Origin of the sequence: Corynebacterium neomassiliense (genome assembly GCF_900626215.1) — a bacterium.
In the GTDB taxonomy this organism is placed as follows: Bacteria; Actinomycetota; Actinomycetes; order Mycobacteriales; family Mycobacteriaceae; genus Corynebacterium; species Corynebacterium neomassiliense.
Map to the genome: position 1 here is coordinate 1,856,449 of NZ_LR131106.1, position 18,963 is coordinate 1,875,411.

Sequence of the window (18,963 nt, forward strand, 5' to 3'; positions counted from 1 at the left end):
GGGGAAACGGCAGGGGCACGAGTGTCCCGGCCGGGAAGAAGCGGCCGTCAGTCCACTGTTCCGATCCTGCTGACCGGCCACACCTTGAACCGGGCCTTGCCGATGACATTGTCGACGGGTACGGAACCTTTGTCCGGGTCATTCAGGTGGTAGCGCGAGTCCCTGGAATTGGTCCGGTTGTCCCCCATCACCCACAGCGCGTTGTCGGGGACGGTCACCGGCCCGAAGTACTCCCCCTGGCAGGCGTCGGAACCGGTCATCGGATCCACCGGGTACGCCCTCGGAGACAGAGTGTAGGAATCGTCGACCTTCTTCCCGTCGACCATGATCCCCGGGTCCCCCTGCCTGCACTGCACAGTCTGTCCACCGGTAGCCACGACCCTCTTGACCAGTGTGTACTCGTCAGGAGGGAGTATCCCGACAGTGGAGAGGACCTCCTGTCCGAAACGGATCACCGGGTTGCCGGAACGTCCGGACGTCCAGCCGTCCTCCCAGCCGGCAGGGGCGGAGAAGACCACCACGTCACCGGCGGCAGGTTCACTGAAACGGTAGGTCAGCTTGTCGACGACGATCCGGTCCCCGGTACAGCCGTCACAACCGACCAGAGTGGGCTCCATGGACTCCGAGGGAATCTGGTACAACCGTCCGACGAAGGTGTTGACCAGGCCGAGGACCAGCAGCGCGACCACCACGGTGACGAAGTACTCGAGCCACGCGGGGCGCTGTGGTTTACCGGGGTCCGGTTTACCTGAGTCTGGTTTACCGGGGTCTGGTTTACCGGGGTCTGACTGTGCCGCCTCTGCCTGTGTGCCGTCCGCCTGTGCGTCCGGGGTTCCGCCGGCCTGAGCACCGCTGCGTCCACTGTCTTCACTCACCTGTGCGAGCCTAGTCGCCGCCCGGCCCCGGGCCTTCACTGAAGGCGAACCAGCGGCCCCGGACCCGTTGCAGAGACACCTCGATACCGTAGAGTCTGCCGAGATTTCCTGCGGTGAGCACCTCATCGACCGGTCCGCTGGCGAGCACTCCACCGTCCCTGACCATGAGGACGTCCGTGGTGGACGCCGCGATCTCCTCCACATGGTGCGTGATCAGGACAGTGGTCAGGTCAGGCAGGGCTGCCCGCAGGTCATCGATGACCCGCAGCAGGATCTCCCGTCCGGGAAGATCAAGCCCCGTGGACGGTTCGTCGAGCAGCAGCATCTGCGGTTCTGTGACCAGGGCGCGGGCGGTCAACGTGCGGGCCTTCTCCCCCTGACTCATCTCGTGCCACCGACGGTCGGCCCTGTCACCCATGCCCACCAGGTCGAGCAGTTCCTCGGTTCGTGCACGGTCACCGGCGGTGTAGCCGAAGCGTCGGAGAAGGCCGTTGGACGCCGAGACCCCGGACAGCACCAGTTCCCGGGCCTCGAGATCATCGAACCTCTGGCGGGGATCGACGTACCCGATGATCCTGTGCAGTTCACGGACATCGGTGCGTCCCACGGTGCGGCCGAGGATACGGACTGAACCTGTGGTCGGGTAAAGGCGTCCTCCCGCCAGCTTCAGCATCGTGGACTTCCCTGCACCGTTGGGCCCCAGAACCGCCCAGTGGGTCCCGGTGGGGATGGTGACGCTGAAGTGTCCGACAAGGGTGTGGGGTCCCCGGCGGACCGTGACATCGTCAATGTCGACTGCCGTGGAGACGGTGTTCTCGGTCATGCGGGGCAGGGTACTACGCAGAAACTGGCAGCACGGGACGGAGGCTCCGGTCCGTGATTCCGCCAGTTCAGAGGGGCACGGTGATCTTTCTTCCGCGAGTTTCCCGAAAGTGGTTGTTGACGGCAAATGAGTATCGTATCGTGAACAACACAATCTGGAACGTGTGCTACAGATCACATCTGTAGCCCCGGAGGGCGCACACCACCTTCCGATCGACACCACCCTCCCGGAGGAGAACCATGACCACGACAGAATCCCGGCGGACCGCCGACGGCGGAGACGCCGCCGGCGACCCCGCCGGAACCAACGGACACCAGCTCACCGCCGAAGAACAGAAGTGGATCGACAAGAAGAAGTACGCCTGGGTCTTCAGCCTCTTCCCCGCCGCCATCCCCCTGATCCTCTGGGGTGGCGTCGAATGGATGAAAGCAGTGGACGCCCCGGAATTCTTCGTCCACGCCACCTGGTTCCTCGGCCCCGTCGCCGTCTTCATCCTCATCCCGATCGGCGACTTCGTCCTCGGAAGGGACGGAGAGAACGCCCCCGAGGAATTCGTCCCCCAGCTGGAGGAGACGAAGTACTACCGCATCATCTCCTACCTCTACTTCCCGATCATGCTCGCCAGCATCGTCCTGTGCTGCTGGCAGTGGACCTACGGGGGACTGACCTGGTACGACAAGCTCGGACTCGCCTGGTCCATGGGCATGACCTCAGGCATCGGCATCGTCGCCGCCCACGAGCTCGGCCACAAGAAAGGCAGCTTCGAACGCTGGCTCGGCAAGATCGTCCTGGCGATCCCCGCCTACGGCCACTTCTACGTCGAACACAACAAGGGCCACCACGTGAAAGTCGCGACCCCTGAGGACCCGGTGAGCTCCAGGATGGGCGAGAACGTCTACTCCTACCTGGTGCGCTCGATCCCCCGTCAGATACCGCGGGCCTGGAACGTGGAGAAGAAGAGACTCGCCAGAGCCGGTAAGAGCCAGTTCAACCTCGACAACGACGTCCTCAACGCCTGGCTGATCACCGTCCTGATCTGGGGCGTCCTCCTCGTCACCTTCGGTGTCGGCGTCCTCCCCTACATGATCATCCAGGCGGTCATCGGCATCGCACTGCTGGAGTTCGTCAACTACCTGGAGCACTACGGTCTGCTCCGCCGCAAGCTCGAGGACGGCCGCTACGAGCGGTGCTCCCCCGAGCACTCCTGGAACTCCGACAACCTCACCACCAACATCTTCCTCTACCAGCTGCAGAGGCACTCCGACCACCACGCCAACCCCACCCGCCGCTACCAGTCGCTGAGATCGGATGTCTTCGCCCCGGAACTCCCCGCCGGCTACGCCACCATGATCGCTACCGCGGCCATCCCGCCGCTGTGGACCCGGGTCATGGACAGACGGCTGATGCAGTACTACAACTACGACATCGAACGGGCCAACCTGCACCCGGCGAAAGCCGCCAGACTCCGCAGGAAGTGGAACCGCATCGCCGACACACGCCACAGCGCAGAGGCGGTGTGACATGTCTCCCCGTACCCCGTCCACCACCCGCCCGGCGGCACAGGAAACCGACCTGGATGCCCTGCGTGCCCGGGGAGGCGGCGACATCCCGGTCACCGCAGCACCCCCGCAGAAGAAGACCGACCCCACCCTGCACTACACACTGTGCGCGGCACTGACGGTCGCCGGGGCGGCAGTCATCGTCCTCGGCGTCCTCGGCGTCCTCGGGGCCACCGGGGTCACCGGACACTCCGGGTTCCCCGGTTCTGCACTGCTCGCGGAGATCCACCCCTGGTTCCTGCTGATCTCCCTGTTCTTCCTCCTCCCCGGGGTCGTGGGTCTCTACCGCGGCCCAGGTGAAACTTCGACCCATGTCATTCCACGGCCGAAGAACCGCAGACCTGTGGATCCGACCGCCGGTGCCGGCGGCGCGGCCGGACCGGCCCCCACCGCCTGACCCCGACCACCACTTCCACCCCGACCATCCCGCCGACGACACGAGGAGAAGAGACCATGGCCGTGTACATATGCCCCGGATGTGACTACCGGATCGACACAGCGACAGGGGACGCCTCAGAGGGCTTCAGCCCCGGATTCGACTGGGACAGAGATGTCCCCGACGACTGGTTCTGCCCGGACTGCGGCGTCCGCGACAAGGTCGACTTCGACCGCGAGTCCTGACACCGCCACACCACCCGCCACACCACCCACCACCACACCACTCGCCCGATCACACCACCCACACCGCCGAGAAAGGGACAACTGCCGTGAGCACCTCCACCATGACCGACTACAAGATCTGGGAATGCGCCCAGTGCGGCTACATCTACGACGAATCCAAGGGAGACCCTGAAGAGGGCTTCCCGCCCGGCACCCGCTGGGAGGACATCCCCGACGACTGGGAGTGCCCGGACTGCGGGGCCGCGAAAGCCGACTTCGACATGGTCCAGATCGGCTGAACGGGGTACCGCATGACACGCGTCGCGATCGTCGGAGGCGGCGTCGCCGCCCACACCCTCGTCTCCGCGCTGGTCACCGAGCACAGCAACCGGCCTTCCGGGGAGGACGCCCTGACCGTTGACGTCTTCAGCTCCGAACCCCACCTGCCGTACCGACGGCCCGAGGTCAACAAGGGGATACTGCTGTCCGGGAAAACTCCCGCGGACATCGCCCTGGCCGGCGGGATCTTCGACACCCCCGGCATCACGTTCCACCCCTCCACCACAGTCACCTCGGTCGACCCCGCCACCGGGACCCTCACCGCGGGAAACACCACCCACCACTTCGATGAGCTGGTCTTCGCCACCGGCGCCGGCCCGCGGCTCCTCGACCCCGGTGACCCCTCCAACGCCCACCTGCACGGGCGCGACATCCACCACATCCGGACCCCGGAGCACTCCCACGCGCTGCGCGACAGGCTCACCGAACTGGGAGACGGAAACACCGTGGTCGTCATCGGTGGTGGGGTCCTCGGACTCGAGGCAGCGGCCGCGGCGTCCTCCCTCAGCGCAGCTCAGGTGCATGTCCTCGAGATCGCCGACGAAGTGTGCACCAGGATTCTGCCTCCCACCGCCGCGCGGTGGCTGCGTGACAGGCACCGCGACCACGGCGTCACCGTGACCTGCGGCCTCCCCCCGGATGAGCTTGCCGGGGAAGTGACCCGCCTCGACCCCGCCCTCGTCATCGTCTCCGTCGGCGCCGTGCGGGACACCATGCTCGCCGAGGACGCCGGGATCGCCGTGGGGGAAGGCCTCGGCGGCGGTATCTGCGTCGACGAGTTCGGGCGGACCGCCGTACCCGGGATCTATGCCGCGGGCGACTGCGCGGAGATCCACACCGCGGACGGGAGAGTCATCCGCCCGGAGGACGACGGGTCCGCGCGGCTTCTCGCCGGGATCGTCGCCGCACAACTCAACGGCGGCCGTGCGGGTACCGCCTTCACCGACTCCCCCAGGAAAGGCTGGACGAGGCAGTTCGGCCACATGCTCAACACCGTGGGAACGACCGGACTCACCGCCGCACCAGCGGGAGGGGCCACGGGACGAGCATCCGGAGAGCTCACCGAAGAGGTCGTCCTCGACACGCCGGAGGAACTCATCGTGCTCACCCGCGACGGTGACACCGTCGTCGGGGTGACGACGGTGGGGCGCAGTGCGGAGGTCCGGGCAGCGAAAGCGTCGCTGGGGACCGTCAGCCCACTGAGCAGCTGACCCGGGCCTGCTGCGCGATGAGGCAGACGGACTCGTTGGTGAGCACCCACCGCCCGTCACGGGCCACGTAGTAGAGATCGGCCGGCGGCTTGGATCCCAGCCCGATCATGCTCATCTGGATCGTGGCCGTCATCTGGTCCCCGTCCACGACGACCGGGTCGACCATCTCGTAGCGGAAGATCGGGTAGTTGCGCATCTGCACCCCGGCGTCCCTGATGGTCTGGACACCGGCCGGATCCTCCAGGTTGGACGCGATGTAGTCGTCCGAGGCGTCCGCGGCGAGGATCGAGTCAAGCTGGCTCTTCAGCTCCGCGTTGGACGGCTGGGGCGGGATGTCCGACGCCCCGTCATCGAAGACCCCGGCCTCGGCACCGGCGGCATCTGCGGTGTCCGCACTTCCGTCACCGGAACCGGTGTCGTCGACAGGTGCAGGCACCCCTCCACCGTTGATCCGGGCCGGTTCACCACCGGTGGAACCGGAGGACGCTCCAGTTCCACCGGCGGAGCCCGCCGCACCCGCTGCGCGGCTCGTGGTAGCCGCTGCCGAAGTGGTCCGCTTCGCGGTGGTGGAGTTCGCGCCCTTCTTCGAGGTGACTCCCGCGGCATTCGCCGCGTCCCCGGAGATCACGGTCACCTGACCGTTGTCCGCGTTGGCGAACATGACGGCAGCTCCGACCCCGATGACCACCGCGGACGCCAGTGACGACAGTCCCACGGACAGTGCGACGGTCGCCCACCGGGTGGATTTCTCGCTGCGTCCGGTCCTGTCCTCCTGCGGGTCTTCCTTCTGTGACGTGCCGGGGTCCGTGTAGTCGGCCATGTGACTCTCCCTGTTGTACGGCCGCTGTCGCCGTATGGTCCTGGTTATCGGTTCGCATGCCTCCGGACAGACGGATAATTCCAGGTGAGACCGGGGAACAAGCTTGTCGATGCACATAGTAGTATAGGCTGTCCAAATGTCATACAGGTTCAGGTCATCTTTGATCCGTGGGAACCGCCGGACCACGAGCGATATGCTGAGCTGATGTGTGACGAGCTACCCAACCGCATCTCCACCGGTGTCTCCGCCCACGACCCCTGGACAGTCGAAACGACCACGGGGGCCGTCAGAGGCCATCAGATCACCGGCGCCGTCGCCTTCCGTGGTGTCCCCTATGCCCGGCCTCCCGTGGGTGAACTCCGCTTCCGGCGGGCCCGGCCCCGGGACCCGTGGCGAGGTGTCCTCCTCGCCGACCGTCCCGGCGACTACTGCGCCCAGTGGCGCAACCGCACCGTCGGATGGACAGGTTCGGAGAACTGCCTGTGGCTCAATGTGGTGGTCCCACGACCCGACGGCAGGTCGCCGGTGATCGACACCGGCGCGAACAGACCGGTCGTGGTCTATCTCCACGGAGGATCGAACATCCACGGTTCCGCCGCCGAACCTCTCCTGTCCGGGGAGCACTTCGCCGCCGCCACCGACGCCGTGTACGTGGCGGTGAACTACCGGGTCGGGATCTTCGGACAACTTGCCCTCGGTTTCGCCGACGACCTCGACTCCGGCCGCTTCGACTCGAACACCGGACTGTCCGACATCATCACCGCGGTGGAGTGGGTCCACGACAACGCGGAGGCGTTCGGCGGCGACCCGCACCGCATCACCGTCATGGGTGAATCCAGCGGCGGAGCGATGGTCACCGCCCTGTCGGCGGTACCGCGGATGAAGAACCTCGTGCACGGGTTCATCGCCCAGTCACCCGCCGCTGCGATGGTGCACACCCCCGACGGTGCCCGGCGTGCCGCGGACATGGCACTGGAGATCCTGCGCTCCGACGACGACGGAAAGAAGCCCCGCCCCGAAGGAACCGGGAAAGACCTGCTCACAGCCTCCCCCGAGGGTCTGGCCTGGCTGACGGAACGCACCAATGACGCGGCCTGGGGCCGGTGCGGCATCGCCGGGGGATTCGCCCCCGTCATCGACGACCTTCTCCCCGCCCACCCGCTGACTCCGGGCGCCCAGCTCGACATTCCCCTGCTCATCGGCACGAATCTCGACGAGTACGTGCTGATGCGCTGGGCCTACCCGTCAGCCCGGGCGTTCGCCACGGAGGCCCGGGACTTCGCCGAGAGCATCGACCCCGACCGGGCCCCCCGTGTGCTCGCGGAACTCTACGGTGACGGACGTCGGCGCGCCGACGCCGGACGTTTCCTCGGCGACGCCCTGTTCACCGCACCGGCCGTCAGAATGGCCTCCCAGCACCCCACCGGGAGGACGTGGATGTACCGGCTGGACCTGTCCACCCCCGCCTACGATCTCGCCGGAATCGGGGCGACACACGCTCTGGACCTGCCGGTACTGTTCGGCCGCTACGACTCAGGCCGGGGACCCGGCGCGCTGGCGCTCGGCGGCAGGCAGCGCATGGCCGCCACGACCGCGGTGATGCAGGACCGGTGGAAGAGGTTCATCCATGACGCCGACCCCGGATGGGAGCGCTACCCCGTCGGTCTCGCCACGCAGCTCTTCGACGCCGGCGAGCGCACGGTCACCGACCCGGACCCTCAGCTGAGAGAGGCCTGGGCCCCGGTGAACCTCACCGGGTTCCCGCGGTAGCAGACACACCGTCACCGGTTCCGCGGTCCGGGGTGGTGGCACGCCCGGCGTCCCCCACCTCTGAAGCCCTGTCGGTGTCGGCGTCGGCGTCAGCGTCGGTGTCGGCGTCAAGGTCGAGACCGTGGTCGCCCGCGGCGTCCCACACATCCCTGTCCCAGATACCCGCGCGCCTGGCCACCACCGTGGCGACCAGTGCCTGGCCGGTCACGTTCACGGCGGTGCGCCCCATGTCGATGATCGGTTCGATCGCCAGGAGCAGCCCCACACCCGCCAGCGGCAGGCCCAGGGTCGACAGGGTCAGGGTGAGCATGACCGTCGCGCCCGTCGTTCCGGCGGTGGCCGCCGAGCCGATCACCGAGACGAAGATGATGAGAAGGTAGTCGGTGAAACTGAGGTCGAGTCCGTAGAACTGGGCGACGAACAGGGCCGCGACCGCCGGGTAGACCGAGGCGCAGCCGTCCATCTTCGTCGTCGCGCCCAGCGGGACAGCGAAGGACGCGTAGGCCCGCGGCACGCCCATCGCCTCCTCTGCCACGCGCTGGGTCACCGGCATGACACCCATCGACGACCTGGTGACGAACCCCAGGGAGGTCACAGGCCAGACCCGACGGTAGAAGCCGACCACAGGCAGACCGTTGAACTTCAGCACCGCCGGGTAGATGACCAGCAGGACGATCGCCAGTCCGACATAGATCGCCAGCACGAACCTGCCGAGGGAACCCAGGGCGTCCCAGCCGTAGTCAGCGACCGCGTGGCCGATCAGGGCACCGGTTCCGACCGGAGCGAGACGGATGATCCACCACAGCACCTTCTGCACCACGGTGAGCAGTGACTCGGTGACATGCAGGAACGGTTCGGCGGACTTCCCCGCCTTCACCGCGGCGACGCCGAGGGCCAGGGAGATGATGAGCAGCTGGAGCACGTTGAAGCTCACCGAAATCTCCCCGTCGGAGGACGCCGAGGCCCCGAGACCCAGGAAGTTCCCGGGTACCACCGAGTCGATGAAGCCCATCCAGGATCCGGTGTGGGAGGGCTCTGCTGCGGTGGCGGCGTCAACGGAGGTGCCCGAGCCCGGCTTCATGACGAGTCCGACCAGGATCCCGGCCAGGACGGAGAAGAAAGCCGTGATGACGAACCATGCGAGGGTGCTCGCCGCCAGCCGGGCCGCGTTGGCGACCTTGCGCAGGTTGGCCACGGAGGTGATCACCGCGGTGATGATCAGGGGCGGGACCATGGTCTTGAGGAGGTCGACGTAGATCGACCCGGTCCGGTCCAGGAAGGTGGCGAGCCAGGGGTCGGCGCCGTCACCACCGGCGCCCTGGGCCCGGGCGACGAACCCGAGCGCCAGCCCGACGAGCAGGCCGAGGATGATCTGGGGGCCGAATCCGGTGAGCCACGAGGGCAGGTTCCGGTCCCGGCCTGCCGGGGATGTACGGGTTCCCTTCGGAGTACCGGGGGATGACCCGGTAAGGGATGACCCGGTAAGAGATGACTCGGTGTGAGGCAAGGTGTTCTCCTGACGTTCAGTCGGGCTCAGACCCGTTCCGGTTGTGAACAGATCTGTCTATTTCGGACCGCCACTCTACGCCTCCCCGCCGCCGCACGGTACCGTCTCCGCCGGGTTTCTGTGAGTTGCCTGGAAGATTCGTCCCGGCTCCATGCCAGAACCGCAGGTGAACCCCCCACAACTCGCCACCGACATGCGGACGGCACTAGCGTGAACAGGCAATGACTCTCTTACCGCGCACCTCACCTGCCACTTCACCGGCAGCCGCCGCCACAGCACACCGGACTCTCCCCGGCCTGCCGAAGATCCGGGTGCGGGACGCCGTCGACGTCACCGCCGTCGTCACCGGTCTCGTCGCCATCAACCTCACCGCCCACTTCACCTCGCTGAGCTCGGCGATGGCCACCGTCCCCGTCGGGGTCGCCTGCCTCGTCGTCATGGCGAAAGCCCGCGGTATGACGCTCGCCGACCTCGGTCTCGGACGGGGCACCCGGCGCAGGGGTCTCTACTACGGGCTCGGTGCGGCCGCCCTGGTCCTCGTGGTCGTCGCCGCCGCAGTCGCGCTGCCCGCGACCCGCGGCTTCTTCTTCAACGAGTCCTATGCGTCACTGCGTACCGCCCTCATCGCGGCACTCGTGATCATCCCCCTGCAGACCGTCCTCCCGGAGGAACTGGCCTTCCGCGGTGTCCTCCACGGGACACTGGCCCGCCTGGGCGGGACAAAAGCAGTGTTCATCGGAGGTTCACTGCTGTTCGGGCTGTGGCACGTCGCCAGCTCACTGAGCCTCACCGCGACGAACGTCGGACTGACCGCGCTTCTCGGGTCCGGTTCCGCCGCCCAGTGGGCGGGTGTGGGACTCGCCGTCGCAGCCACCGCCGGGGCCGGTGCCGGCCTGACCTGGCTGCGTCACCGGACCGGCAGCGTCCTCGCCCCCATCGGACTGCACTGGGCACTCAACGCCGTCGGGGCACTGGCCGCCGCCGCTGCCTGGCACTTCCTGTGAGCTTCTACTCGCAGGCCGTACCGTCGTCGTCACCGTCCATGCCGGAGCGGTAGCCCGGCTCACCCCGGTGCAGCGGGGCGGCTCCCGCAGCCCGGGCCGCCGCACAGTTCGCGTAGTACACCCCGGCAGGATCCACCGGAACACTTTCCGGGGAAGGAGCTGCCGGTGCCGGAGGAACTTCCGCGACGTCGCCGACCGGTGCGCCACCCGTTCCCGTGACATCACCGGTGCCGGTGGTCGTGCCGCCGACCGTGCCTGTCCCGGTGCCACCGCATGCCGAGAGGACCCGCACCATGGCGTCCTTCTCCGCCGGGGTGACCCACAGCGCGTAGGTCGCCTTCACCCCGATCTGCTTCGACACATAGGTACAGCGGAATGCCTTGTTCGCCGGTAACCAGGTCGCGGCGTCCCCGTCACTCTTCTGCTGGTTAGCGGGACCGTCCACGGCAAGCAGATTCGCGGGATCATTCGCGAACTGTTCACGGCGTTCCGGGGTGAGCTGCTGCGCCCCTTTCTGCCACGCGTCCGAAAGAGCGACGACGTGGTCGATCTGCACGGCACTGCTCGTGTCCTGTCCACGGACGAAGCCGATCGCCCGGCCGGTGTACGGGTCATCCAACGTCCCGGACAGTACCCGGCAGCTCCCCTCCTTGAGCGTGACACCGGTGAGGTCACGGGCGAGGATGTCGTTGCGGGTGTCGCAGCCGTTGCGGTCGACATCAGCCCACTCCTGGCCGAACTGTTCACGGCTGTACCCGGTCTTCGGCGCGCGGCCCTTGACCGGCAGAGTGTCCAGGGTGGCGAGCGCAGCGGCGACATCCCCGGAATCTCCCGCACCGGCCGGCGGTGCGGCCCCGTCAGCTGCCGTGCCGGTCGCCGGATCAGTCGCCGGGTCAGGGGACGTTACGGAGGCGGGGGCCGGCGCCGGGAATCTCACTGTGGGGGAGACCGCCACGTCCCCGGGAACGGAGGTCGACGCCGACGAAGCGTCCCCGCCCGCCGAACACGCCGACGCCGTCACAACGGCGGCCAGAAGGGCACCTGCCACCGCCACCTTCCGCAGAGGACGCCGAGGACCACCGGGCATGCCGGACGCAGCCGGGGTCACTCCCGTCGTAGAGCTGTTCACCTTGCGCTCTCCACCTGTACGCCCGCCCGGTCGCTCACTTTCGACGTCACCGGGCGTGCGGGCACGGGACGGGCCCTCCACGCCGAGACGCACAGCAGTGCCAGGCAGACGATGCCCGCCAGGCCCTGCATGTTGCCGTAGAGGTACTCCACCACCCCGAAGTCCGACAACGACCACGGGCCACTCTCGGAGAAGACCTGGTAGTGGTGGTTCGGGGTGCTCTGGTAGTCGACGTCGTCGAGTCTGCCGAAGGAGAGGTTCGCTGCGACGAGAAGTAGTGTGCCGACAGCGGTGGGCCAGTCCCACAGCTCCCTGCGGCCCGCCACCAGGACGGTCGCCTGGAACGCGAGCAGGGTCACGGCCACGATCACCCCGGTCCAGTGATGGGTCACCGCGATGGGAGAGGAGACGCTCACCGCCAGGACCAGGACCAGCAGCACGCTGACCGGACGCCCCGCCGCGGACAACCGGTACACGGCCCAGCCGGCGACCGCGGCGATGAGCAGCAGCCCGGGAACCATGACGGTCTGCGCGGTGTCCGGATCCATACCGGCACGGGTCAGCAGACCGGTGAGCGCCTGGTTCGGCGGGTAGCCCGGCCCGCCGCCACGCTCACTGTTGAAGAACTCCTCGGTCCAGAAGAACAGCGAGTCCGACGACCGGAAAACCCATCCGGCGACCACGGTGACAAGGAAGGCCGCGAAGGAACGGGCCAGGTCACCCCACCGTTTCGTCACGAGGAACACCAGTGCGTAGGCGGCAGGGGTGATCTTGATCCCCGCCGCCACACCGACACCGGCACCCCGCAGCTGTCGCGGGGTGTACCCCAGCAGGTCCACGGTCACCAGCAGCACGAGGAAGACGTTGATCTGCCCGTACATGAGATGTACCTGCAGGGGTTCGAAGAGCAGGGCGAAACCCAGTGCCGCCAGGCCCGCCACCGGCGCGGCCCTGCGGCAGCGCACGGCCGTGACATCCTGACCCGGCAGCAGGACGGTGGTGAGACGGTGAACCGCCATGGTGAGCACCAGCCAGGCTGCGATGAGGGACGCCCAGGTCCACACCATCTCCATGACCTGTTCATCCATCCAGGTCAGGGGGACGAACAGGACAGCGGCCACCGGCGGATAGATGAAGGCGAAGCCGGACCGGGACGGGAATCCCTCACCGTAGAGCGGAGCATGGTCCAGTATCGCCCGGCCGGCGTCTGCGAAGACGCCGACGTCCAGGAGGTAGGCGTCCCGCGTGTGCGCGAGCACTCCCCTGGTCTGCCAGATGAGACACACCAGCCCCAGGATCATGAATACTGCCCCGAAGACCTGCACGGCGGCGCGCCTGCGGGGGGTTAGCCCCGGGACAGTGTTGACACGGTTGTCAGCGTTGCCAGCGTTGTCACGGGCCTGGTTCGGTCCCCTGTCCGGATCCGGTGCAGGGGAGGTTGCGGGAGTCGAGGTCTTCATCGCCGGACGAGTTTACCCCGCGGAGCAGGGGCCACCCCCGCTGCTCCGTGCCCCGGCCGTGCCCCGGCCGCGGTGGAACCGGTCCCGGACTACTCTCCGTCCGGAAGGTTGCCCTCGCCGTTCTCCAGGTGCGCGCGGATGAACCACTGGAACTGCTCCATGGCACGGATCTGGCCGATGAACATGTCCTCGGTCACCGGATCGAGTTCGGCGAGAGCGGAATCCGCCTCACGGGAATCGGTGATGACCTTGTCGTAGACCTCGTTGAGGGCCAGGAGGTGCTGGGTGACCGTGCCCTTGTTCACCGGGTACTGCAGGGGCTCCCTGCCCGGCGCGTGGGAGTCCGGGGTGCCGATCGGCTCCCCTCCCAGGGCGGCGATACGCTCGGCGACTTCGTCGGCGTTCGCGCGGATAGCGTCAACCTCCGGGTCGATCATCTCGTGGACACCGATGAAGGTCGGCCCCACGACATTCCAGTGGGCGTGCTTGAGGATCAGATGAAGGTCGTTGTACGCGGTGAGACGTTCCTGCAGGATGTCGATGACCTGCTTGGCATTCCCCTCGGAAAGACCGGGGGCGGTGAAGTTACTCATGGTGTGTATCGCTCCTTCAGCGGGCATGTGGTGGACTGCCTTGTCCGTCTGTGTCGACGGACCCACTTCCGAGGGTATCGCGGGACGCGGCCGCGCGGTCGGCTTTTCACCCCCGGATGTGGCACCGGGAAGGTAACGTGAGCAGAACTATGTCCCGATCTGCGCCGTTCACAGTGCCCCGTGCCCTCCGCCGTCCCCTGAAGAGGTTCGAGAGGACCGTCGCCACGAGGGTCTTCTCCTCTCCCCGCTCCTTCGAACGGGGGCTGGCCCTGTGGCCGCCGTTGGCCGGTGACGGGGTGAAGGTCCGCAATATCGCAGACGACTGGTCCTACGGCGAGGTCGTGCTGCATCTCAGCCCGCTGACGCAGAACATGCACGGGGCGGCGTTCGGGGGGACCCTGTTCTCCATGACGGACTTCCTGTTCGGCACCCTCGTGATGAAGCGCCTGGGAAGGGACTACGAGGCGTGGACCCGCACCGGACAGTTCCAGTTCCTTTCCCCGGGACGCAACGGTGCCCGGATGACCGCCGAGGTCTCCGACGAACTGTGCCGGAGAATCCTCGACGACATCGCCGCCGACGGTTTCTCCAATGTCGCCTTCACCAGCGTGATCACCAACCCGGACGGGACGGTGGCCGGGGTGGGCCAGCAGGATCTCCACGTCCGTCCACGCAAGGGCAGGGAGGCCGCGAGGACGCCGGGGGCACCACGTGGGGTCGACCCCACGATGAAGGCCAGGGAACCCGAGGGCATGACCCTCGAACACCTGGTCACCGCCGCAGCATGGCGTGCCTGGGGCCCGGCGGGCACCGGTGAGCACGGCCTGCTGACCTCGGTCCTCTCCGCCGCCCGCCGGATCCCCTCCCCCGAGGACCAGGCCCGTCACGTGTGCGGGGAGATCCTGTCACGCGGGGCACTGACCCGCGGGCAGCTGCGGGAACTGTGCATCCCTGACCGGCTGCTGGGCTGAGCCGGCCTCACCGGGATACGGGCCCCGGTGTCAGGGGCGCGAGCCGGGTAGGACCACGGCGAGGATCTCCGGCAGGGTGACCGTCCGCATGCCGGTGCCCCCGCTCCCTGTGTCCCCGCTCCCTGGGACGCCCACGATCTGCTCGCCCTCGTCGCGCATCCTGCGCAGGGTCTCGTGCACCGGCATGTCCGCCGGGAGCACCAGCAGTGGCCGGACGAGACCGTCGACCTCGTCGACACCGGTGCCACGCGGGAGGGTGAGGGTGTCACGGACATGGACGAAACGACCCCGGCAGTTCGCGGTGCCTGCACCGTCAGTTTCCGCCGCAGTGCCGGAGGTACCGACGAGGATGCGCATCTGCCCGCTGGCGCGTGCGGCATCCTGAACCTGGCCGACGGTCGCCCCGGGGGGAAGCGAAGGGACGTCGTCGCCCGGGAGTTCGCCGAGAGCTCGTCGGGTGAGGTCCAGCGCGCCCAGCACGCGGTCCCGGTCCCCGGAGTCGAGGGAACCGGCGCGGGCCGAATGCTCCACCAGCTGCCGCAGGGACTCGGCGTCATGCCCGCTCGCCGCCGCCCGGTCGACCGGTTCGACACCCGCCCAACGGACCAGCCTGTTGGCCAGCCGGTTCATCCACAGCAGCAGGGGCCGCAGGATCCAGGCCAGGGCACGGGCCGGAACAGCGACGAGACGTGCCGCCCGGTCCGGGAAGGCGATCGCCCACGACTTCGGGGCCATCTCCCCCACCACCAGGTGGAGAAAGGTGACCAGGAACAGCGCGAGGAGGAAGGAGACCACGTAGGCGGCCGAGTCCGGCAGCCCCACCGCCTCGATCAGGGGCAGGATCCAGGAGGACACCGCCGGTTTGGTCACCGCACCGAGAGCGAAGGTGACCAGGGTGATGCCCAGCTGGGCGGCGGCGAGCATCACGGTCAGCTCGTCCATGCCCCGCAGTGCCGCCCGTGCGGTGACACTGGTGGCCGCCTGCTCCTCGAGCCTGCGTCGGCGGGCCCCCAGAAGGGCGAACTCGATCATGACGAAGAAGGCGCTGGCCACCAGGAGCGCCAGGGTGACGACAACCACTGTCACGGTGTTCACCGGTCATCTCCTTTCTCCGGCACCGGCCGGGGTGTCTCTTCTGCCGTACCTGAGCCGTCGACGGTGACGGTCACCCGCACCAGCGAGGGCACGTGCCGTTCAACGGCGAGGACCCTGAGGACGAGGGCCCGGGTCGGGGCGTCCTCCAGGACTTCGCGGGGATCCTCCGGCAGTTCCACCCGGACGACCTCCCCGACCTGGGGAAGCGTTCCCGCATACTCGATCACCAGGCCGGCGAGAGTCTCTGCACCGGACTCCGGCAGCAGGACGCCCAGGCCACGCGCCACCTCGTCAAGGTGCTCCTCACCGGGAAGGACCTCGCCGGTGGTCTCCGAGGCGCCGGAATCCGGGTCATCCCGGGTGAGGACCGCCACATCGTGCTCGTCGGTGAGCTCACCGACGACTTCTTCGGCGAGGTCCTCGACCGTGAGCACACCGGACATGCCCCCGTATTCGTCGATGACACAGGCCAGCCGGTCACTGTCCGAGGTCAGGGCGGTGAGTGCGTCCGGCAGCCGCATCGCCTCGGGGAGGATCACGGCCTCACGGACCAGTCCCAGGACCGGGGTGTCAGGGTCCAGGTCAGGGTCCAGGACGTCCTCGAGGTGGAGGACGCCGTGGATGACCTCGGTTTCACCGTTGCCGGACACCACAGGGTAGCGGGTGTGCTCGACGGACATGCGTCCGCGGGCGTCACGCACGGTCGTGTCCGCGGTGAGTTCACCGGTGCGTGACCTCGGGACCATGGCGTGGCCGACGGTGCGTTCCGGGAAGTCGAGGATGCGCTCGACCAGTCCCGACACTTCCCCGGGGAGGTCGCCGGACTCCCTGGCGTCGCTGACTATTCTCTCCAGGTCACGCGGGGTCGCGGTCGCGTCGACGTCCTCGACCGGGGTCACGCCGACGGCACGCAGCAGCGCGGTCGACGAACGGTCGAAGAAGGCGATCAGCGGACCGAAGACCTTCATGTAGACGGAGGTGGAGGTCGCCAACGCCTTTGCCAGGGGTTCCGGCGAGGCGATGGCGAGGTTCTTGGGGAAGAGTTCGGCGCCGACCATCTGTACGACGGTCGCCACGAGCAGGACGATCACGGCGACGGTCGCGGCAGGGCTGCCCGTCAGTTCACTGACGGCGTCCCCGATGAGGGGTTCCGCCAGTTCACCGACGAGAAGTCCGGTGACGGTGATGCCGAGCTGGGCCCCGGAGAGCATGAAGCTTGTCCGACGGGTGACGCCGAGTGCTCGGGCGGCTTTCCGGTCCCCCCGGTCGGCTGCCGCGGCCAATCTGGCACGGTCGACGGACATGTACGCGAACTCCTGGGCGACGAACCAGGCGTTCAGTGCTATGAGCACGAGAACAGCAGTAATTCCGGCGGTGAGCGTCACCGCCGCTGCAACGGTGGCGCTCATCGATGTTCACCATCGTCCATGGTGGACGATCAACTCCTTCGGTAGATGGCAGTGAACGAAGTTTACACAAATCACCGGGACCATGTGCAAGGTAGCCTCGGTCACCATGAGTGACGACGCCTCCCCCACACCTCCCACCGGCCCCACCTACCCTGACGTCTACCGTGCCTCCGGCACCCGTTACACCGGGACCGACAGCTCTGCCGCCATGCCCTACCGCCGCAGCGGCACCTCCGGGCTCAGGCTCCCCGCGATCACCCTCGGTCTGTGGCACAACTTCGGTTCCGACCGGCCCCTGGAGAACCAGCGGCAGATCCTGCGCCGGGCATTCGACCGTGGCGTGACGCACTTCGACCTGGCGAACAACTACGGACCGGTCCCGGGTGCGGCGGAGGAGAACTTCGGCAGGATCATGGCCTCAGATTTCCGGCCCTACCGTGACGAGATTCTGGTCAGTTCGAAGGCCGGCTGGTACATGCAGGACGGCCCCTACGGTTTCGGCGGCTCCCGGAAGTACCTGGTGGCCAGCTGTGACGCCTCACTGCGCAGGACCGGGCTGGACTACTTCGACATCTTCTACCACCACCGGCCCGACCCTGAAACCCCGGTGGAGGAGACCGTGGCCGCCCTCGACCACCTCGTCCGGTCGGGCCGGGCACTGTATGTCGGTGTCAGTTCATACTCCCCCACCCTGACACGTCGCGCCCAGGAGGTGGCCCGCGACCTCGGCACACCGCTGCTGATCCACCAGCCGAGCTACTCCATGTTCAACCGGTGGGTCGAGGACGGGCTCCTGGAGACCTGCGCCGGGGAGGGCATGGGCGTCATCGCGTTCTCCGCACTGGCCCAGGGGCTGCTCACCGACCGCTACCTCGACGAGATCCCGGAGGACTCCCGCCTGGGCAGGCACCGTATGGACCCCGGTTTCCTCACCGACGACACCCTCTTGGCCGTCCGCGCGCTCAACGACATCGCAGCGGGACGGGGCCAGTCGCTGGCACAGATGGCGATCGCATGGGTGCTGCGGCGCCCGGAGGTCACCAGTGCGCTGATCGGGGCGTCCTCGGTGGATCAGCTCGACGATTCCCTCGGTGCCCTGGACAATCTCACCTTCACCGACGCCGAGCTCGCGGAGATCGACCGTTACGCGGTGGACCGGGGTGTCAACCAGTGGGCGAAGGCCACGGAGTCGACTGACTGACAGGCCGGCCCGGGGGGGTCAGCGCCCGAAGACCTCCACCACGGCGGCGTTGAACGCGTCCACGTCCGTCCTGGTGCGTGAGGTGACCAGCGGCCCTGTGGTGGCGCCGTCGGTCACCCCGGTCCCGTCGTCGATGTGGACCTCCTCGTCGACCCAGGTCGCGCCGGCGTTCACCAGGTCGGTGCGCAGCGTCGGCGAGGAGGTGAGGGTGCGCCCACGGACGACGTCGGCGTCGGTGAGGATCCATGCACCGTGACAGATCGCGGCGACCGGCTTGCCTGCCCGCATCATCCCGCGGACCAGGTTCACCGCATCCGCGTCGAGACGGAGCTGGTCGGCGTTGCTGACACCTCCGGGCAGGACAAGCGCTGAGAAGGACGCCGCGTCCACGTCAGCGGTGACCATGTCGGGGGCGTAGGACGTCCCCCGCCGGCCGGTGATGAGACCGTCCCGGGGAGCGACGAACACGACCCTGCCACCGGCCTGTTCGACAGCATGCTTGACCTGGCTGACCTCCGCGTCCTCGAAGCCGGTGGTGGCCAGGACAGCGATCGTCTTCCTGCTGAGATCACTCATGCCACCACAGGCTACTCCGGG

General features: G+C 67.7%; 19 protein-coding genes. 9 read left to right on the plus strand and 10 right to left on the minus strand.

From position 1 onward, the window contains the following. Positions 1-47: 47 nt before the first annotated feature. Both lepB and E0E18_RS08145 read right to left on the minus strand, forming a co-directional pair. A complete protein-coding gene (lepB, locus tag E0E18_RS08140) occupies positions 48-875 on the minus strand; it encodes a signal peptidase I (protein ID WP_237559696.1) in 828 nt (275 codons plus the stop codon). A gap of 10 nt (positions 876-885) precedes the next feature. Further along, positions 886-1,698: an ABC transporter ATP-binding protein gene (locus E0E18_RS08145; protein WP_130840175.1), complete on the minus strand. Its 813-nt coding sequence runs from the start codon at positions 1,696-1,698 to the stop codon at positions 886-888. Positions 1,699-1,937: 239 nt separating this feature from the next. Here E0E18_RS08145 and E0E18_RS08150 point away from each other — a divergent pair, with 239 nt between their 5' ends. The 5 genes from E0E18_RS08150 (at position 1,938) to E0E18_RS08170 (ending at position 5,407) form a co-directional block, all read left to right on the plus strand. Beyond that, positions 1,938-3,218, plus strand: a complete 1,281-nt coding sequence (locus tag E0E18_RS08150) for an alkane 1-monooxygenase (RefSeq protein ID WP_110480821.1) — start codon at positions 1,938-1,940, stop codon at positions 3,216-3,218. A 1-nt stretch (position 3,219) separates the two neighbouring features. Beyond that, a complete protein-coding gene (locus E0E18_RS08155; protein ID WP_187119896.1) occupies positions 3,220-3,654 on the plus strand; it encodes a hypothetical protein in 435 nt (144 codons plus the stop codon). Between the two features lie 56 nt (positions 3,655-3,710). Next, positions 3,711-3,878, plus strand: coding sequence for a rubredoxin (locus E0E18_RS08160; protein WP_130840177.1), 168 nt, complete (start codon positions 3,711-3,713; stop codon positions 3,876-3,878). Positions 3,879-3,979: 101 nt separating this feature from the next. Next, the gene (locus E0E18_RS08165; RefSeq protein ID WP_066586241.1) at positions 3,980-4,156 is read left to right on the plus strand and encodes a rubredoxin; all 177 of its coding nucleotides are present in this window, start codon (positions 3,980-3,982) and stop codon (positions 4,154-4,156) included. Between the two features lie 12 nt (positions 4,157-4,168). Continuing rightward, positions 4,169-5,407: an FAD-dependent oxidoreductase gene (locus E0E18_RS08170; protein WP_130840179.1), complete on the plus strand. Its 1,239-nt coding sequence runs from the start codon at positions 4,169-4,171 to the stop codon at positions 5,405-5,407. Here E0E18_RS08170 and E0E18_RS08175 read toward each other — a convergent pair. Further along, a complete protein-coding gene (locus E0E18_RS08175) occupies positions 5,388-6,227 on the minus strand; it encodes an MTB12 C-terminal domain-containing protein (RefSeq protein ID WP_110480819.1) in 840 nt (279 codons plus the stop codon). The genes E0E18_RS08170 and E0E18_RS08175 overlap by 20 nt on opposite strands. A gap of 204 nt (positions 6,228-6,431) precedes the next feature. Between E0E18_RS08175 and E0E18_RS08180 the strand changes: the two genes are divergently transcribed. Then, positions 6,432-7,997, plus strand: a complete 1,566-nt coding sequence (locus E0E18_RS08180; protein WP_130840181.1) for a carboxylesterase/lipase family protein — start codon at positions 6,432-6,434, stop codon at positions 7,995-7,997. On the opposite strand, the gene E0E18_RS08185 is transcribed toward E0E18_RS08180, so the two are convergent. Further along, complete coding sequence (locus E0E18_RS08185) at positions 7,978-9,402, minus strand: dicarboxylate/amino acid:cation symporter (RefSeq protein ID WP_237559800.1); 1,425 nt, start codon at positions 9,400-9,402, stop codon at positions 7,978-7,980. The two genes, E0E18_RS08180 and E0E18_RS08185, sit on opposite strands and share 20 nt — an antisense overlap. A gap of 323 nt (positions 9,403-9,725) precedes the next feature. Between E0E18_RS08185 and E0E18_RS08190 the strand changes: the two genes are divergently transcribed. Further along, positions 9,726-10,508, plus strand: coding sequence for a CPBP family intramembrane glutamic endopeptidase (locus E0E18_RS08190; protein ID WP_078057173.1), 783 nt, complete (start codon positions 9,726-9,728; stop codon positions 10,506-10,508). Between the two features lie 4 nt (positions 10,509-10,512). Here the strand turns inward: E0E18_RS08190 and E0E18_RS08195 are convergent, their stop codons facing one another. From E0E18_RS08195 to E0E18_RS08205, 3 genes are all read right to left on the minus strand, one after another. Next, complete coding sequence (locus E0E18_RS08195) at positions 10,513-11,637, minus strand: GmrSD restriction endonuclease domain-containing protein (RefSeq protein ID WP_237559697.1); 1,125 nt, start codon at positions 11,635-11,637, stop codon at positions 10,513-10,515. Next, complete coding sequence (locus E0E18_RS08200; RefSeq protein WP_130840185.1) at positions 11,634-13,097, minus strand: glycosyltransferase 87 family protein; 1,464 nt, start codon at positions 13,095-13,097, stop codon at positions 11,634-11,636. The genes E0E18_RS08195 and E0E18_RS08200 overlap by 4 nt, the downstream gene beginning before the upstream one ends. An 89-nt stretch (positions 13,098-13,186) precedes the next feature. Beyond that, positions 13,187-13,690 (minus strand): Dps family protein, encoded by a 504-nt coding sequence (locus E0E18_RS08205; RefSeq protein ID WP_066585455.1) that lies wholly within the window; start codon positions 13,688-13,690, stop codon positions 13,187-13,189. A 149-nt stretch (positions 13,691-13,839) separates the two neighbouring features. On the opposite strand from E0E18_RS08205, the gene E0E18_RS08210 reads away from it, so the two are divergent. Then, complete coding sequence (locus E0E18_RS08210; protein ID WP_066585458.1) at positions 13,840-14,661, plus strand: PaaI family thioesterase; 822 nt, start codon at positions 13,840-13,842, stop codon at positions 14,659-14,661. A gap of 30 nt (positions 14,662-14,691) precedes the next feature. Here E0E18_RS08210 and E0E18_RS08215 read toward each other — a convergent pair whose 3' ends face one another. After that, positions 14,692-15,756 (minus strand): CNNM domain-containing protein, encoded by a 1,065-nt coding sequence (locus E0E18_RS08215; protein WP_130840188.1) that lies wholly within the window; start codon positions 15,754-15,756, stop codon positions 14,692-14,694. Then, positions 15,753-17,165, minus strand: coding sequence for a hemolysin family protein (locus E0E18_RS08220; protein WP_110480814.1), 1,413 nt, complete (start codon positions 17,163-17,165; stop codon positions 15,753-15,755). The genes E0E18_RS08215 and E0E18_RS08220 overlap by 4 nt, the downstream gene beginning before the upstream one ends. A gap of 106 nt (positions 17,166-17,271) precedes the next feature. Between E0E18_RS08220 and E0E18_RS08225 the strand changes: the two genes are divergently transcribed. Beyond that, on the plus strand, positions 17,272-18,366 hold the full coding sequence (locus tag E0E18_RS08225; protein WP_130840190.1) for an aldo/keto reductase: 1,095 nt from the start codon (positions 17,272-17,274) through the stop codon (positions 18,364-18,366). 18 nt (positions 18,367-18,384) lie between these two features. On the opposite strand, the gene E0E18_RS08230 is transcribed toward E0E18_RS08225, so the two are convergent. Beyond that, a complete protein-coding gene (locus tag E0E18_RS08230; RefSeq protein ID WP_066585474.1) occupies positions 18,385-18,942 on the minus strand; it encodes a type 1 glutamine amidotransferase domain-containing protein in 558 nt (185 codons plus the stop codon). Positions 18,943-18,963 lie beyond the last annotated feature (21 nt).

Bases quoted from the DNA above. Each gene is read 5' to 3' on its own strand.
- E0E18_RS08145 (WP_130840175.1), bottom strand. From the start codon at position 1,698: ATGACCGAGAACACCGTCTCCACGGCAGTCGACATTGACGATGTCACG.
- E0E18_RS08150 (WP_110480821.1), top strand. From the start codon at position 1,938: ATGACCACGACAGAATCCCGGCGGACCGCCGACGGCGGAGACGCCGCC.
- E0E18_RS08155 (WP_187119896.1), top strand. From the start codon at position 3,220: ATGTCTCCCCGTACCCCGTCCACCACCCGCCCGGCGGCACAGGAAACC.
- E0E18_RS08160 (WP_130840177.1), top strand. From the start codon at position 3,711: ATGGCCGTGTACATATGCCCCGGATGTGACTACCGGATCGACACAGCG.
- E0E18_RS08165 (WP_066586241.1), top strand. From the start codon at position 3,980: ATGACCGACTACAAGATCTGGGAATGCGCCCAGTGCGGCTACATCTAC.
- E0E18_RS08170 (WP_130840179.1), top strand. From the start codon at position 4,169: ATGACACGCGTCGCGATCGTCGGAGGCGGCGTCGCCGCCCACACCCTC.
- E0E18_RS08175 (WP_110480819.1), bottom strand. From the start codon at position 6,227: ATGGCCGACTACACGGACCCCGGCACGTCACAGAAGGAAGACCCGCAG.
- E0E18_RS08180 (WP_130840181.1), top strand. From the start codon at position 6,432: ATGTGTGACGAGCTACCCAACCGCATCTCCACCGGTGTCTCCGCCCAC.
- E0E18_RS08190 (WP_078057173.1), top strand. From the start codon at position 9,726: ATGACTCTCTTACCGCGCACCTCACCTGCCACTTCACCGGCAGCCGCC.
- E0E18_RS08200 (WP_130840185.1), bottom strand. From the start codon at position 13,097: ATGAAGACCTCGACTCCCGCAACCTCCCCTGCACCGGATCCGGACAGG.
- E0E18_RS08205 (WP_066585455.1), bottom strand. From the start codon at position 13,690: ATGAGTAACTTCACCGCCCCCGGTCTTTCCGAGGGGAATGCCAAGCAG.
- E0E18_RS08210 (WP_066585458.1), top strand. From the start codon at position 13,840: ATGTCCCGATCTGCGCCGTTCACAGTGCCCCGTGCCCTCCGCCGTCCC.
- E0E18_RS08220 (WP_110480814.1), bottom strand. From the start codon at position 17,165: ATGAGCGCCACCGTTGCAGCGGCGGTGACGCTCACCGCCGGAATTACT.
- E0E18_RS08225 (WP_130840190.1), top strand. From the start codon at position 17,272: ATGAGTGACGACGCCTCCCCCACACCTCCCACCGGCCCCACCTACCCT.
- E0E18_RS08230 (WP_066585474.1), bottom strand. From the start codon at position 18,942: ATGAGTGATCTCAGCAGGAAGACGATCGCTGTCCTGGCCACCACCGGC.